The organism is Janthinobacterium sp. GL_088, assembly GCF_057837845.1.
Genome location: NZ_CM174453.1, coordinates 3,498,741 through 3,512,353, shown reverse-complemented (window position 1 = coordinate 3,512,353; position 13,613 = coordinate 3,498,741). Strand labels below are relative to the sequence as shown.

12 protein-coding genes are annotated in these 13,613 nt (G+C 64.2%); 9 read left to right on the top strand and 3 right to left on the bottom strand.

What is annotated here, in order from left to right:
- Window positions 1–94 precede the first annotated feature (94 nt).
- The 6 genes from AC3IQ7_RS15795 (at window position 95) to AC3IQ7_RS15770 (ending at window position 5,810) form a co-directional block, all read left to right on the top strand.
- Complete coding sequence (locus AC3IQ7_RS15795; RefSeq protein WP_489206612.1) at window positions 95–751, top strand: ABC transporter ATP-binding protein; 657 nt, start codon at window positions 95–97, stop codon at window positions 749–751.
- On the top strand, window positions 748–1,944 hold the full coding sequence (locus tag AC3IQ7_RS15790) for an FtsX-like permease family protein (RefSeq protein WP_489206611.1): 1,197 nt from the start codon (window positions 748–750) through the stop codon (window positions 1,942–1,944). Before AC3IQ7_RS15795 ends, AC3IQ7_RS15790 begins: the two co-directional genes overlap by 4 nt.
- Window positions 1,945–1,955: 11 nt before the next feature.
- The gene (locus AC3IQ7_RS15785; protein WP_489206610.1) at window positions 1,956–2,423 is read left to right on the top strand and encodes a DUF3299 domain-containing protein; all 468 of its coding nucleotides are present in this window, start codon (window positions 1,956–1,958) and stop codon (window positions 2,421–2,423) included.
- Window positions 2,420–2,875, top strand: a complete 456-nt coding sequence (locus AC3IQ7_RS15780) for a TlpA family protein disulfide reductase (RefSeq protein WP_489206609.1) — start codon at window positions 2,420–2,422, stop codon at window positions 2,873–2,875. The genes AC3IQ7_RS15785 and AC3IQ7_RS15780 overlap by 4 nt, the downstream gene beginning before the upstream one ends.
- 83 nt (window positions 2,876–2,958) lie before the next feature.
- Entirely contained in the window at window positions 2,959–5,061 is a 2,103-nt protein-coding gene (locus tag AC3IQ7_RS15775) for a bifunctional 2',3'-cyclic-nucleotide 2'-phosphodiesterase/3'-nucleotidase (RefSeq protein WP_489206608.1), read from the top strand.
- A 56-nt stretch (window positions 5,062–5,117) separates the two neighbouring features.
- Window positions 5,118–5,810, top strand: coding sequence for a tetratricopeptide repeat protein (locus tag AC3IQ7_RS15770; protein ID WP_489206607.1), 693 nt, complete (start codon window positions 5,118–5,120; stop codon window positions 5,808–5,810).
- A gap of 25 nt (window positions 5,811–5,835) precedes the next feature.
- Here the strand turns inward: AC3IQ7_RS15770 and AC3IQ7_RS15765 are convergent, their stop codons facing one another.
- Window positions 5,836–6,717, bottom strand: a complete 882-nt coding sequence (locus AC3IQ7_RS15765) for a LysR family transcriptional regulator (protein WP_099376811.1) — start codon at window positions 6,715–6,717, stop codon at window positions 5,836–5,838.
- A 112-nt stretch (window positions 6,718–6,829) separates the two neighbouring features.
- On the opposite strand from AC3IQ7_RS15765, the gene AC3IQ7_RS15760 reads away from it, so the two are divergent.
- Together AC3IQ7_RS15760 and AC3IQ7_RS15755 are read left to right on the top strand one after the other, a co-directional pair.
- Window positions 6,830–7,903, top strand: a complete 1,074-nt coding sequence (locus tag AC3IQ7_RS15760) for an alkene reductase (protein ID WP_489206606.1) — start codon at window positions 6,830–6,832, stop codon at window positions 7,901–7,903.
- 282 nt (window positions 7,904–8,185) lie between these two features.
- On the top strand, window positions 8,186–9,622 hold the full coding sequence (locus AC3IQ7_RS15755) for a catalase (protein ID WP_489206605.1): 1,437 nt from the start codon (window positions 8,186–8,188) through the stop codon (window positions 9,620–9,622).
- A gap of 94 nt (window positions 9,623–9,716) precedes the next feature.
- Here the strand turns inward: AC3IQ7_RS15755 and AC3IQ7_RS15750 are convergent, their stop codons facing one another.
- Together AC3IQ7_RS15750 and AC3IQ7_RS15745 are read right to left on the bottom strand one after the other, a co-directional pair.
- Entirely contained in the window at window positions 9,717–10,049 is a 333-nt protein-coding gene (locus AC3IQ7_RS15750) for a hypothetical protein (protein ID WP_489206604.1), read from the bottom strand.
- A gap of 159 nt (window positions 10,050–10,208) precedes the next feature.
- Window positions 10,209–11,390 carry a chymotrypsin family serine protease gene (locus tag AC3IQ7_RS15745; protein ID WP_489206603.1) on the bottom strand — a complete coding sequence of 394 codons (1,182 nt, stop codon included), beginning with the start codon at window positions 11,388–11,390 and terminating at the stop codon, window positions 10,209–10,211.
- A 256-nt stretch (window positions 11,391–11,646) separates the two neighbouring features.
- Here AC3IQ7_RS15745 and AC3IQ7_RS15740 point away from each other — a divergent pair, with 256 nt between their 5' ends.
- Window positions 11,647–13,611, top strand: a complete 1,965-nt coding sequence (locus AC3IQ7_RS15740; protein ID WP_322426958.1) for a serine protein kinase — start codon at window positions 11,647–11,649, stop codon at window positions 13,609–13,611.
- Window positions 13,612–13,613: the final 2 nt, after the last annotated feature.

The following is a 13,613-nucleotide window of genomic DNA, read 5'->3' as shown; positions in this document are numbered from 1 at the left end:
TTAAATGCAAGTCGATTGCGTTTGAATTATAATGCAGCTCAGTTGCATTTGTGCGGCAATCTTTTCCTGCCAGCCAGTTACCCGAAAGAACTCCATGCTCCACCTCGCCTCCCTGACCTATGGCTATGATCCCGCCAGCCCCGTGCTGGACATCGCCGCCTTTCACTTGCCCGCCGGGCGCCACGCGCTGCTGCTGGGGCCGTCCGGCTCCGGCAAATCGACCTTGTTGCATTTGCTGGCCGGCATCCTGGCGCCCCAGGCGGGCCGCCTCGACGTGGCGGGCACGTCCTTGCCCAGCCTCACGCCGCGCCAGCGCGACAGCTGGCGCGGCCGCGCCATCGGCTTGCTGCCCCAGCAACTGGCGCTGGTGCCCAGCTTGAACGTGCTCGATAATGTCTTATTGCCCGCCTACGCCAGCGGCCAGCGGCCCGATCCGGCCCGCGCGGCCAGCCTGCTGGGCCAGCTGGGCCTGGCCAGCAAGCTCGATGCCTACCCGCATGCCTTGAGCGGTGGCGAACGGCAGCGGGCCGCCATCGCGCGCGCCGTCGTCATGCGTCCACGACTGATCCTGGCCGATGAGCCGACGGACAACCTCGACGACATGGCCTGCGCCGCCGTCGTCACCCTGATGGCCAGCCAGGCCGCGCAGGTTGGCGCCTCGCTGGTGATTGCCAGCCACGACGCCAGGGTGCTGGCCGCCTTGCCCGATGCGCTCGTGCTGCGCCTGCCGCGCGCCAGGAGTGCGGCTTGAACGCGGCCACCCTGGCCTGGCGCGCCCTGCGCCACAAGCCGCTGGCGTCCAGCCTGAACCTGCTGCTGGTGGCCATCGGCATTGCCATGATGACGTTCATCCTTGCCGTCTCCAGCCAGCTGGAAGAGCACGCCGGGCGCGATGCGCAAGGCATCGACCTGGTGGTGGGCGCGAAAGGCTCGCCCTTGCAACTGATCCTGTCGTCCGTGTATCACGCCGATATTCCGACCGGCAATATTCCCGCCGGCGCGCTGGCGACGCTGGCCGCGCAGCCGTTGGTGAAAGCCGCGATCCCGCTTGCGCTGGGTGACAACTTTCACGGTTTCCGCATCGTCGGCAGCACCACGGCGCTGCTCGGCCATTACGGCGCGCACCTGGCGCAAGGCAAACTGTTTACGCAGCCCATGCAAGCCGTGTTCGGCGCCCGCGCCGCGCGCGAGACGGGCGCCACCCTGGGCGCCAGTTTTGCCGGCTCGCACGGGCTGACGGCGGGCGGAGAATTGCACGAGCACGCGCCCTACACGGTAGCGGGCATCCTGGCGCCCACGGGCACGGTGCTGGACAGGCTGATCGTCACACCCGTCGCTTCCGTGTGGCGAGTGCATGAAACGGATCCCGATGAGCAGTCAGCCGTACCCGCCGCCGCGCCGGAGCGTGAACTGACGGCCGTGCTGGTGCAATACGCGTCGCCCCTGGCCGCCCTCAGCCTGCCCCGCAGGGTGAACAGTCAGGCCCGGCTCCAGGCGGCGCAGCCCGCTTTCGAGGCGGCACGGCTGTTCAACCTGCTGGGCGTGGGCATCGCCGTGCTGCGGGCGATCGCCGCCGGCGTGCTGCTGGTGGCAGCCCTGTCGCTGTTCGTCGCCCTGTACGGCGCGCTGGAAGAGCGCAAGACTGACCTGGCCATCCTGCGCACCCTGGGCGCTTCGCCCGCCAAACTGCTGCGTTTGCTGCTGGCGCAAGGCTTGCTGCTGTCATTGACGGGAGCGGCGCTGGGCTGGCTGCTGGGCCATGCGGCCGTCGGCTTGCTGGGCTGGCAGGAATCGATGCACGACCTGAACCTGCAAGCGTGGCGCATCATCCCCGGCGAAGCGTGGCTGCCCGTGATCGCCGGGGCCGTGGGCTTGCTGGCCGCCGCTATTCCCGCCGCGCGCGCCTACCGCACCGATATCGCCGCCACGCTGGCGCGCCCCTGAAGGAGATGCCCATGTTGAACATCATGGTGTTGACTGCCTGCCTGCTGCTGGCCGGCATGGCCGCAGCGGTCCCGGCCGACGAGCCGCCCTCGTTCTTCGCGCCCCTGACGGACTTGCCCGGCGTCGTCTCGTGGAAATTATTGGGCCAGGTCACGACGGTCAAGGCGAAAAAGGGCCGCATGGTGCCGAAATACACGCCGGAAATCAGCGCACTCGACAATACGGAGGTGAAAGTGCAAGGCTTCATGATGCCCTTGGAACCGGGGCAAAAGCAGAAACACTTCCTGCTGACCATTACTTCAGCCAGCTGCCCCTTTTGCCTGCCAGCCGGTCCGGAAGGCGTGGTGGAAATCAAAAGCAAGACGGCCGTAAAGTTCAGCTATGCGCCGTTCATCGTGCAAGGCAAGCTGAAAGTGCTGGCCAGTGACCCCATGGGCTTGTATTACCGCATGACGGACGCGGCCGTGGTGCCGCAATGACGCGCTGGGCGGCGTTATTGCTTGTGCTGGCCGGCCATACGACTGCCGCGCCGCTCTCCTTCGACCTGCCCCGCCTAGATGGCGCTGGCAGGCTGAATCTTAGCCAGTTCCAGGGACGGGCCGTGGTGCTGAACTTCTGGGCCAGCAACTGCCTGCCCTGCATCCGGGAGTTGCCGATATTTAATGCCCGCGCCGCCAGCCTGCCGAAACGCCCCGTCATCGGCATCGCCATCGACACGCGCGCGGCCGCGCAGGCATACCTGCGGCAGCACCCGGCCAGCTATCCCCAGGCCCTGGCCCGGCCCACCCTGCTGCCCACTTTTGGCAATCAAATCAAGGGCTTGCCGTACACAGTGATTCTAAATTCTGAACATCGGATCTGTACCAGGCGGCTGGGGCCCGTCGATGCGGCCTGGCTAGCCAAGGCCGTGGCCGCCTGCGCGCGCCCCTGAATCCATGCGCCCTGCACGGCTGTCATCGCCGCGTCATATGGCGGCGTTACAGTCGCGTCCTTTGAATCTCTCCGAGGGCGGTAATGAAAACAAATTGGGTCATGCTGGCGGCGCTGGCAAGTGCAGGTCTCGTCGGTTGCAACGGCAGTTCGAATACTCCGGCGGCGCCGGCCATTCCCGAGGGCACGACGGTCACCGTGGCCTTGCTGGAAACCACCGATATCCATTCGAACGTCCTCAGCTACAACTATTACGCGCTGGCCGAAGACACGAGTCTGGGCCTGGAACGCACGTCGACCCTGATCCAGGCGGCGCGCGCGGAAAATCCGAACACCGTGCTGCTCGACGATGGCGACGTCATCCAGGGCACTTTGCTGGCCGACTTGCAAGCCGTAGCCGCGCCCGTGCCCTGCTCCGGCACGTTGGCCGTGCACAAGGCCATGAACGCGCTGAAATATGACGCGGGCGGCATGGGCAACCATGAGTTCAACTACGGCTTGCCTTATTTGAGCCAGATCACCAACACGGATTTCGGCATACCCGGCGTGGCCAAGCCGACGGGCACGTGCGGTGCGCCCGTCTTCCCTTCCGTGCTGAGCAATGTCGTCGGCGTGGCCAGCGGCAAGCCCATCTTCCAGCCCTACGCCGTGCTCCCGCGCGATTTCGCCGCCACGGCGCCCGATGGCAGCAAGCTGACCGTCAAAATCAATGTGGGCGTGCTGAGCTTTGTGCCGCCGCAAATCCTCGAATGGGACCAGAAAGTGCTCGCCGGCAAGGTCAGCGTGACGGGCGTGCAGGAAGCGGCGAAACAGTACGTGCCGGAATTGCGCAGCAAGGGTGCCGACCTCGTCGTGGCCCTGTCGCATGGCGGCCTGGATACGAGCGCCTACAGCCCGAAGATGGAAAACGGCAGCTATCACCTGACCAGCACGGGCATCGACGCGCTGATGATCGGCCACTCGCACTTGATCTTCCCGAAAGGCAAGGAAGACGGCGCGGCCGCACTGGACGCTTCGTTTGCCGCCTTCCCGGCCAGCGCAAAGATCGACGCCGTCAACGGCTTCGTGAACGGGGTGCCCACCGTCATGGCACAAAGCTGGGGCCGCCGCCTGGGCATCATCAAGCTGACGATGGTGTACCAGGGCGGTAAATGGGTGGTACAGCCAGCCAAGACGACGGTGGAATCGCGCGGCTTCAAGTACACGGATGGCAAGACCCTCGTCAAAGCCGACCCGGCCATCGCGCCACTGGTGGCCACCGAGCACGCAGCCACCATCGCCTACGCCAAGCAGCCACTGGGCATCAGCACGGATTTCGAGATGTCTGCCTATTTTGCGCTGGTGGGCGACGTCAGCGCCATCCAGCTGGTCAACCAGGCGCAGCTTGACTACGTGAAAAATTTCATCGCCACCAGCACGGATGCGACCTTGTCCAGCTACAAGAACATCCCCGTCATTTCCTGCAGCGCGCCGTTCAAGGCGGGCCGCAACGGGCCATCGGACTTCACGGACGTGGCCTCCGGCGCGACGCCTGCCGCACCGGTCGGCTTGCAAGTGCGCAATCCGGGCGACCTGTATTTATATAGCAATAACAACCTGCAAGCCGTGAAAATCAAGGGTTCGGACTTGAAAGCTTGGCTGGAAACGTCGGCCAAGCAATTCAACCAGATTGACCCGGCCAGCAGCGCCGAGCAAGACCTGGTGCCGTCGTATGGCACGATTTATAACTATGACGTGTTTTATGCGGAAAACAATGCGCTGACGTACCAGATCGACGTGACGAAAAAGCTGGGCAACCGCATCGTCAACCTCACGTACAAGGGCGCACCCGTGGCCGATGGCGATGACTTCATCGTCGCCACCAACGACTACCGTGCCGGCGGCGGCGGCGCCGTGCCGGGCATCGATGGCAGCAAGACCATCATCAAGTCGCCCGATGCGAACCAGGCCGTGGTCAGCAATTACCTGGCGTCGCTGAGCACCAAGGGCGGCAAGGTGACCCTGGCGGCGAATGGCAGCGCGCGCAGCTGGAGCTTCGTCAAGACGGCCACGGCCGGCCCCGTGATCCTGCGCTCGGCACCGGGCCACCTGGCGCTGGCGCAAGCGAGCGGCATCGCCAACGTGGCGTCCGAAGGCGGCCTCGACGCCAGCGGATTTGCCAAGTACCGCATCGACCTGAGCAAATAAGGTCCATGGGCCGGCACGAACGATGTGCCGGCCTGTTTTGATGAAAGGTGAACAAGATGAAACACGCGCTCTCCCTCCCTGCCGTCGTGCTGGCCACGGTTCTGGCCGCCTGCCAGGCGTCGCCACCGCCCACGGCGGCGGAAATCGAAGCCGTCGCCATGCATGCGCGCCAGGCGGGCGACCACCAGGCCGAGCGCAAGGTGCGCAGCTGGGCCGGCAAGGACATGCCCGTTGCCGAGCGCGAACTGGCGCTGATTTACCAACCCGGTCCCGAACGCCGCGCCGAGGCCTTGAGCCTGTTTGAACAGGCGGCCCGCGCCGGTGACACGGAAGCCGCGTTCGAGCTGGGACAAATGCTGCGCGCCGCCACGCCGGCCCAGGCCTGGCTATGGTACCGTCAGGCGGCGCAGCAAGGCCATGCGAAGGCGGCCCTGATGCTGGGCTTGCTGGCGGCGAATGGCGAAGGCGTGCCACAAGATCCCGTGATCGCCGCGCACTGGCTGGACAAGTCGAGCGAACTGGGTAATCCACACGCCATGTTCCTGCTGTACAACGCCTACCGCGAAGGCCGCGGCGTGCCGCGCGACCCGGCCAAGGGCCGTGCATTGCTGGAAGAAGCGGCCCACCACGAATACCCGCCCGCCCTCCAGGAACTGGCCATGACGGTGCAAGCCGACGACGCCCTGCGCGCCGGCCACCTGATGAAGGAAGCGACGGAGCACCGGCACAATAACTGGAACCGTTTCTGACGCGCCAGCCGCTCGGGGCTGTGTTTCAGGCCAGCCGCTCGCGCAGGAATTCGATGAAGCGCTGGGTCTTGGCCGGCAGCAAGCGCGTTTCCGTCATGGCATACACGGAGGCAGGCATGCCCTGCCATAGCGGCAGGATGCGGCGCAGCTGGCCGCTCGCCAGCTCGTCGGCAACGATTTGTTCGGGCATCAGGATGATGCCCATGTCCAGCGCGGCCAGGCGCCGGCTCATGCCCACGCTGTTGAGCGCGAAGCGGCCTCCCACGGGCACCGTGACGCCTTGCCCGCCGCCCTGCTCCCCACCTTGCAAGCTCCAGCTGCCCGCCTTGATCATGCTCAGGCATTCATGCCGCTGCAAGTCCGTTGGCTCATGCGGTTCGCCCGCGCGCGCCAGATAGCCCGGTGACGCGTATAGATTGGTGGGCAGCAAGGCCAACTGGCGCGCGATCAATTGCGAATCGGCCGATGGCCCGATGCGGATGGCCACGTCGAACGGTTCGCTGACCAGGTCCACCCGCCGTGGCGTGAAGTCGAAATCAAAGCTCAAGCCCGGATAGCGCGCGGCAAATTCGGCGATCAGCGGCGCCAGGTAAGTCACGGCAAAATCCACGGGAAACGACACGCGCAGGACGCCTGTCGGTTGCGCCAGCATGCCGCCCAATTCCTCATGGGCAAACCTCGCCTCATCGACGATGCGCTTGCAGCGCTCGAAATACTGCTGGCCCGCTTCCGTCAATTCCACCTTGCGCGTCGTGCGGTGCAGCAGGCGCAGGCCGATGGCCTTTTCCAGCGCGCTGATGCGGCGCGACAAGGTCGAATTCGACATGCCGATCGCCTGCGCCGCGCCACGAAAACCTTTCGCCTTGACCACTTCCACGAACAGGGCCATATCGTTCAGCAACTCCATCGTCTTGATTGCTCCATTTTTGCACCAATGATTCTCAATTTACCATATTTATCTCAAACGAAAAGCAGGCGATGATGTTCCCATCTTGAACCTTCACCTTTTGAGGATAACCATGTTGCCCCTGTTGACCCCCATTCATGTTGGCCGCCATAGCGTGCCGAACCGCCTGGCCATGGCGCCGATGACCCGTTCGCGCGCCGACAGCGACGGCACGCCCGGTCTGCTTGCCGCCGACTACTATGCGCAACGCGCCAGTATCGGCCTGATCGTTACGGAAGGCACGCAGCCATCCGCCGATGGCCAGGGCTACCTGAACACGCCCGGCATCCATACGCAGGCGCATGTGGCCGGCTGGCAAACAGTCACGGCGGCAGTGCATGCGCGCGGCGGCCGCCTGTTCATGCAGCTCATGCATGCGGGCCGCATGGCGCATCCGGACAATACGCCCCACCATCGCCAGCCGGTGGCGCCATCGGCCATCGCGCCGGGCACCGACATGTTTACGGCCACGGGCATGCAAGCCATACCCGTGCCACGCGCGCTGAGCACGGACGAAGTGCGGCAAACCGTACAGGATTTCCGTACTGCCGCCCGGCACGCCATCGAGGCCGGCGCCGATGGCGTGGAAATCCATGGCGCGAATGCCTATCTGGTCCAGCAATTCTTCGCCTCCAGCGCGAATGTGCGCAGCGATGCGTATGGCGGTTCGATTCAAAACCGCGCCCGCTTCGCCATCGAAGTTGCCGTCGCCATTGCCGACGAGATCGGCGCCGACCGGACGGCGATCCGCCTGTCGCCCGGCACCACCATGTGGGGCATCGACGAAGGTGAGGATGGCCCGGCGCTGTACCGCTACCTGGTGGCGGAACTCGACAAGCTGAACCTGGCTTACCTGCACGTCATGCATCAAGGCAATGAACCCTTGCTGGCCGATATACGCCAGTTGTGGCGCCAGCCGCTGATGGTGAACCGGCCTGGACGCCCGCGCGAACAGATGGGCGAGGACATCGCGGCAGGCCTGGCCGACATGGAATCTTATGGCCAGGCTGTGCTGGCCAATCCCGATTTCGTCGAGCGGTTAACGACGAATGCGCCGTTCAACGAAGCGGACCGCGCCACCTTCTTTGGCGGCACGGCTCGCGGCTACACGGATTACCCGGCGCTGGATCTGACTCAAGCGGCCTGATCCATTCATTGAAACAAGACAGCGCGCCACTTGCAGGCATCAGGAATCTGGCACAGGGCAATCGTGTTGAGCTAGTTCTTTCCCAGAGGCTATGATGGACGCGCTGCCTCCAAGGCGGCGGCGGGGCTGCTGACGGCCCCGAAATCGATTACACTGAATTTGCTTTTTAGAAATTGATTACTCTGGACCAGCCTCGGTGAGCACGTCGTACTCGCTCAACCCAGCCAGTGTTTGGGTAGGCCCTGGCTCGTCCGTTGACCTCCCCTATAAAGAAAGAGTCCAATGAAAAAGCTGACCACCGCCTTTGGCGCGCCTGTTGTCGATAACCAGAACATCCAGACGGCCGGGCCACGCGGCCCCGCCCTGCTGCAAGATGTGTGGTTCCTGGAAAAACTGGCCCACTTCGACCGCGAAGTCATTCCCGAGCGCCGCATGCATGCCAAGGGTTCCGGCGCGCACGGCACGTTTACCGTCACGCACGACATCACGCGCTACACGCGGGCGAAGATATTTGGTGCGGTCGGCAAGTCCACTCCCATGTTTGCGCGCTTTTCCACGGTGGCCGGCGAACGGGGCGCGGCGGACGCGGAACGCGATATCCGCGGCTTCGCCTTGAAGTTTTATACGGAAGAAGGCAACTGGGACCTGGTCGGCAACAATACGCCCGTGTTTTTCATGCGCGACCCCTTGAAATTCCCTGATTTGAATCACGCCATCAAGCGCGACCCGCGTACGGGCTTGCGCAGCGCCAACAGCAACTGGGATTTCTGGACCTCGCTGCCGGAAGCCCTGCACCAGGTAACGGTGGTGATGAGCGACCGGGGCTTGCCGCGCAGCTTCCGCCACATGCACGGTTTCGGCAGCCATACCTTCAGCTTCCTGAATGCGCAAAACGAGCGTTTCTGGGTCAAGTTCACTTTTAAAACCCAGCAAGGCATCCAAAACCTAACGGACCAGGAAGCCGAGGAACTGGTCGGCAAGGACCGCGAAAGTTCGCACCGCGACTTGTATGAAAGCATCGAAAACAAGGATTTCCCCCGCTGGACCCTGTATGTGCAGATCATGCCGGAAAAAGAGGCAGGCACGTATCACCTGAACCCGTTCGACCTGTCGAAAGTGTGGCCGCACGGCGACTACCCGCTGATCGAAGTGGGCGTGCTGGAACTGAACCGCAATGCCGACAACCACTTCGCGGAAGTGGAACAGGCCGCCTTCAATCCGGCCAACGTGGTGCCCGGCATCAGCTTTTCGCCAGACAAGATGCTGCAAGGCCGGCTGTTTTCGTATGGCGACGCGCAGCGCTACCGCCTCGGCGTCAACCACAGCCATATTCCCGTCAATGCGCCGAAGTGCCCGTTCCACAGCTACCACCGCGACGGCCAGATGCGGGTCGACGGCAACCAGGGCGGAACCTTGGGCTATGAACCGAACAGTGAGCAGGAATGGGCCGAACAGCCCGATTTCCGCGAGCCGCCGCTCAGCATCGAGGGTGCGGCCGATCACTGGAACCACCGCGTCGACGAAGATTACTATTCGCAGCCGCGCGCCCTGTTCCAACTGATGACCCCGGCGCAGCAGCAAGCCTTGTTCGACAACACGGCGCGCGCCATCTCGGGCGCGTCGGAGCAAGTCAAGCAACGCCACATCGGCAACTGCACCCTGTGCGACCCCGCCTATGGCGCGGGCGTGGCCGAAGCGATCGGCCGCCTGAGAAAATAAGGCAGGCTACAGGATTGCATGGAAGGCCTGGCAACAGGTCTTCCATCGCAACGCAACGCTCCGCCGCGGCAAGGTGTCCAGGCCCGCTTGCTGTCTACCAGCGCTGAATATCGATCTGGCCCGTGATGCTCGTTTCCACCGGATAACCTTCGACCTGCGAAGGCACGCGCCGCTTGACGGACGAGTCGCGCAGGTACACGACGAGCGCTTCCTTGCCCACGGTCGTTTGCCCCACGCTGACGCCTTCCACGCCATCGATGGCCATCAGCGCCCGCTCGTTGCGGCGCTTTGCCGCTTCCAGGCGGCCCTGGGGCGCGGCAGGGGCGTACTGTCCCATGCCCTGTCCAGGGGTCTCATCCGGCAAATACGGCATGGCGGCGTCCTCGAAGACGGCATATGGCGATTGTGCGAATTTACTGTTTGACATGACAGACCCTCCTGATGCTTTCCATGATACACCCGCCCATCCGGCGTTGCAGCACGCTTCGCCAGCCCGAACCAGGCGTGGCGGCGTCCCTTGTCCAAGATCATCATCGTGCAAAAAACCGTGTTATGCAAGGCGCCTCGCCTGGTCTTGAAAGCGTGCTCAGGTGTACAAATTGATGTCGAGCGCCACCACCACGCGCCGCATCTGGTTGGCAAAGGTGATGTTATTACCGCCCGCAAACAGCAGACCGACGGGATTGCGCTGCTGGTTCCAGGTCCAGATGGACGAGCCGGAGTCGCCTCCCGCGCTGAACGCCCCGCTCACGCCCGTGATGGCGATCTGGTCCTGGAACAGCGCGATCCTGCCGCCGCCGTAATTGACGTTGATGGTGGCGCCCAGGCCCGTGATGCGGCCCTGCGTCAACTGCGTCGTGCGGCCGGACTTGCCAACCATCATGCCCAGCGCGGGCGCCACCAGCGCATTGCTGATGCGGAAGTAGGCGGGCACGCCGCCACTCAGGTAGACCAGTTCGGGGCGCACCCTGTCTGGCCAGGCCCAGCCGGTGGCGCAATCGACAAAATTGACGCCGCCGCTGAAATTGATGGGCACGAAGCGCTCAAGCACGGCCACCTGGTCTTGCGGGCAGCGGCCGCCGTCGATGGGGCCAGGCTGCACGATGCAGTCGTTGAACACGCCGCCATTGGAATTGGCCAGCACGTGGTTATTGCTAAGTATCATCAAGCGGCTGTTGCGCGGCGCGCTGCGCCCCACGGCCAGGCAGCCGATGGTGCCGGCCGTGATGCGGAAATGCCCGACGGACACGCCGCCTGGCGCCGGACGCAGGCGGAAACGGTGCGGTTGCGCATCGATCACGCCCGTGACGACGATGTTGACGGGCACGCTGTCGCTGGCCACGGCGCGCACGCCCATGGCTCCCACGATGGCGGCCTTGGCGCGGTCGACGGAAGTGGGCTCGGCCACGTACAGGGTCAGGGCCGGCAAGCCTGGCTCGCCGGACGAGCTGTCGCTGGCGCCCTCGCCCAGGCCGATGGACACACCCTGGATATTGCCGCCGTCGCTGAAGGCGTCGGCCGCGCGCACGCCGCCCGCCTGGGAAATGCTTTGCCGCATGCCGTCTTCGATGCTGCGCTTGATTTCCAGCAATTCCATACTGACGCCGCTCAGGGCGTCGGGCACCTCCGCGACGGACGCGCTCTCGATCATATTGTCGTCTTCGCCCGGGACGGAAAATTGGCCGACGGCCTCTTCATCGTCCGCGCTTTGCCCCCTGCCGCTGCTACCGGGCGGGGCGCTGAAACCATTCTCGTTGCCTATCATCATGTTCTCCTCGTGGGTCGCCGCAAGCCACCAGTGTGGACGGGCCGCGCGGGCCGGTATTGATCTGGATTGAACCGCGCCCACGCATGGCGACCCGGCCCCCATGGCGGCAACGAGTGCAAAAATAGTTCCCTCGCCAAGGTTGAGCGAGATCAGGCGTGCGGGCAGAGGCGCCGCCGTATACTTGGCCGACAGGCTGGCACTGGGCCTGCTCCACGGCAGCAACGGTATGGATGGGGAAACAATGACGAGCCCTGATATGACACGCCACGACGACGCGCCCGCGGGCGAGCAGGCAGGCCAGCATGCGGATTTTGTGCACGGCATGGCGGCCTGGGCGGCAAAGCACCGCATCAGCCCCTGGCGCGGCAGTTTTGCCGACTTCATCGAGCAAATCCTGCCCGGCCGCGCCGCCCTGCTGACGCGCAGCGCGCACCAGTACCTGTGGGACATGATGCGCTGGAATGGCCAGACGGATGACAACGGGCGCTTCCGCTGCCACCTGTTCGACGACGAGCTGTTCGGCATCGACGAGGCGATCGACCGGGTCGCCGCCTACTTCAAGGCTGCCGCCGCCGGCTCGGAAGTGGGCCGGCGCATGTTGCTGTTGCTGGGCCCGCCATCGGGCGGCAAGTCGACCATGGTGATCCTGCTCAAGCGAGGGCTGGAAGAATACAGCCATAGCAGCGAAGGCGCGCTGTACGGCATCGCCGGCTGTCCCGTGCACGAATCGCCGCTGCATCTGGTGCCGCACAGCATGCGCGCCGACTTTCGCGCCAGCTATGACGCCGAGCTGCAGGGCGAACTGTGCCCCCATTGCCGCGCCCGCCTGGAAGAACAGTACGGTGGCGACTTCCTGCGCATGCCCGTCGAGCGCATCCACCTGTCGGAAGCGGGCCGTTGCGGCATCGGCACGTATGCGCCGCACGATCCCACCACGGCCGACCTGGCCGACCTGGTCGGCTCCGTCGACCTGTCGAAAGTGGCGCAATACGGCGACGAGGGCGATCCGCGCGCCTGGTCGTGGTCCGGCGCCGTGTATGCGGCCAGCCGCGGCATGCTGGAAATGATCGAAATCCTCAAGGTGAAGCGGGAATTCCTCTATTTACTCCTCACCCTGACACAGGAAAAGAATGTCAAGGTGTCGCGTTTCCCCCTGATTTACCTCGATGAAACCATCCTCGCCCACACGAATCTGGCCGAATTTCGCAAATTTCTGCAAGAAAGCGAAAACGAGGCCTTGCTCGACCGCATGGTCATCGTGCAAGTGCCCTATACGCTCAACTACCGCGAGGAGGCGCGCATTTACCGCAAGTTGATCCTGGCTGCCGCCCCCGCCTTCCGCGACGTGCACCTCGATCCCCACGTGCTGCATGCGGCGGCCGTGTTTGCCATCCTCAGCCGCTTGCCAGAGGGCGACGACAAGGAAGCCGACCTGGTCAAGAAACTGCGCATCTACGCCAACGAAGATGTGGACGACTTGCAGCCGGCCGACATCCGCCGCATGCGCGAGCGCGACAAATCGCCCGACGAGGGCCTGTCGGGCGTGTCGCCCCGTTTCGTCATCAATGCCCTGTCGCACGCCATCATTTCCGCACAGCGCAACAGCCTGTCCACCATGGACGTGCTGCTGGCCCTGAAGGACGGCATCGAGAACGATGCGCGCATCGAACCGCGGCGCAAGCGCAAGTGGGTCGATTACCTGGTGCTCACGCGCAAGGATTTCTATAACCGCTGGGTCAAGGCCGACGTGCACAAGGCCCTGTTCGTGTCGTTCGAGCAAGAAGCTCAAGACTTGCTGAACAAATACCTCGATGAAGTCGAAGCCATGCTCGACAACCGTCAGATCCGCGATCCCATCACCAGCGAAGAACGCCGTCCCGATGAGCGCTTCCTGCGCGCCGTGGAAGAAAAAATCCACATCAGCGACTCGGGCAAGCAATCGTTCCGGCAAGAAGTGGTACGCAAGGCCATGAGCGCCTTCAAACGGGGCGAGGCGTTTGGCCTGGGCAGCCATGCGCAACTGCACGACGCCATCCAGCAATATCTGTTCGAGCAGCGGCGCGACGTGCTGCGCCTCGTCGGCTCGGCCAAGCGCCCCGACGACGACGTGCGGGCGAGAATCTCCGCCGTCGAGCAGCGCCTGGTCGACGAATATGGCTATGACGCCCACAGCGCGCGTGAAGCGCTCAATTACGTGACCACCTTGCTGGCGCAGGAATAGCC